General features: G+C 44.5%; 1 pseudogene. It reads right to left on the bottom strand.

Annotation, left to right across the window (positions count from 1 at the left end):
- Nucleotides 1-1,871: pseudogene (locus tag ACFIMQ_RS09295) on the bottom strand (filamentous hemagglutinin); the annotation flags it as partial.

The following is a 1,871-nucleotide window of genomic DNA, read 5'->3' as shown; positions in this document are numbered from 1 at the left end:
ACCGTTGTGCGCCCTGCATCCAAACGAATATTCTTCTCCGCAAGGATAACAGCATCACCACCCGCCGCAAAATGCCCCCCTTGACTAAAGATATCCCCGCCATGCACATGCAATTGGTGGTTTGCCGCAATCCGCCCTGAATTGATAATCGTTGAATTGCTCGTATTTTGGCTGGTGATATTGACATCATCGCCCATGATCAAAGCCCCAGCAGAAACAAAGGAGGATCTGTCTTTTTCGGGGATGTAAAGCACCGGTGCATAAACATCCATGCCCTTGACCTGTTGGCGCACATAAATCACCATTGGGGCTTCTAGGGACGCCAATTGTTCTTCACTCAAAGCCTCACCAAAGGGGAGATTGTGGGCTTTTGCATATTCTGCCCCGACATCCAGCAAAGTTTTGACTTGTTCAATGGCATCACTTCCAGGAATAAAGGAACCTTTGCCCAAACCTTGACCAACAAGATCACGCATTTGTTTTTCAATCAATTCCTTTTCGAAATAAGCATCGCCTAAGAAAAAAATCTCTCTGTCAGGATTGTAACCAATTCTGTTCAAATAATAGGCTGAGCCATAAAACTTGCCAACATCAAGGAATTCTGCTCTAGTTTCATAAATGAAATTTTGATTGGGCAGTGTGCCACCAACCCCACCCGATTGGGGCTTTGGTAAAGGAAGCCCCTCAGCAAGTTCCCCTACATTATTGAGATCGACTTTTGGTGTAAAGAGAGCACCAGCCCCGGTTAAACCACTTAAGGACTCCAGTGGATTGCCTTCAACTGCTTGTGCTTTAAAATGCGCATCCCCTGTAATGGAACCTTCCGCTGCCGTGTTATTGAGTTGATCGACCACCAAATTCAACGTGCCACCCGCTTGGACAAGACCAGGAGCTGCATCAAGAGCTTCTGAACCAGTATGGCGATCCTTGCCATCGGCTATATCTAAAGAAACATCGCGGCTTCCATCAGCTTTATAGCCATAACAATAACCATCCTGGGTATTGGCATTACAACCCAGATAAGTTTTTTTATAAGCCGTTGCACCCAGATTGGTCAGCACACCAGCGTGGATATCGGCATTTCCCCCTGCTTCTATAGAGCTATAATGGTTGTCAATGGTATCAGCGTTAATGATGAGATTGCCACTAGATTGTATTACCCCCGAAACAGTTGGTTTATGCGAAAATGCTTGTGTGACAGTCTTTTCTGTCATATGTGACCAATTTTCGTTTATTGACCAGCCCCCTCCTGCCTTCCGCCGAGAACCATTCCATTTATATGTCTGCATATGATCTCTACCATGCGCCCGTCCTTTTACCCAAGTAAAAGCCTTGTAGACTGTTCCATCTTTCAATGTTGCTTTGCCGTATGATCCTTCCTTATTATCAAAAAGTACTTCGTCCAAACTAAATAATGTATGCTCGATGTTAACACCAAGAATTGAGTCTGGCTCTTCAATGTGCCCTTTTCCCCAAAGATCTTGCTGTGTATTGTGATATAACAATCCATCTCCGCTACCATGAAAATCCTCTGGTTTTTCGAAAGAAATATCGCTATATTCCGTTTTTTCTGTGATGACAGGCGTGCTATCGGCTTCGTTTTTTAGAGTGTTGGTTTGGATATTTAAGTTTCCACCAGCTTGAATAAAGCCCGCTTTGTTAACAAGGGAAAGGCTTTTTCCGCTGCCATCTGCATTGGTGAAAGATAAATCACCTTCTGCCATTATAGTGCCAAAATCATTCAACAAAGCCCCATCAACTTGTAAAGCACCATTGCCCTTCACATAAATTAAACCCGTTTTGTTGTTGGTCACATCCCCCGTCACGCTAAAGACTAAATCCTGCCCCGATGCCAATTGACCGCTATTTCC

Origin of the sequence: Bartonella sp. AD13SXNS, assembly GCF_042196465.1 — a bacterium.
Classification (GTDB): Bacteria; Pseudomonadota; Alphaproteobacteria; order Rhizobiales; family Rhizobiaceae; genus Bartonella.
Note: the sequence above shows the minus strand (reverse complement) of the source record. Positions and strands in the feature narration are given on the sequence as shown.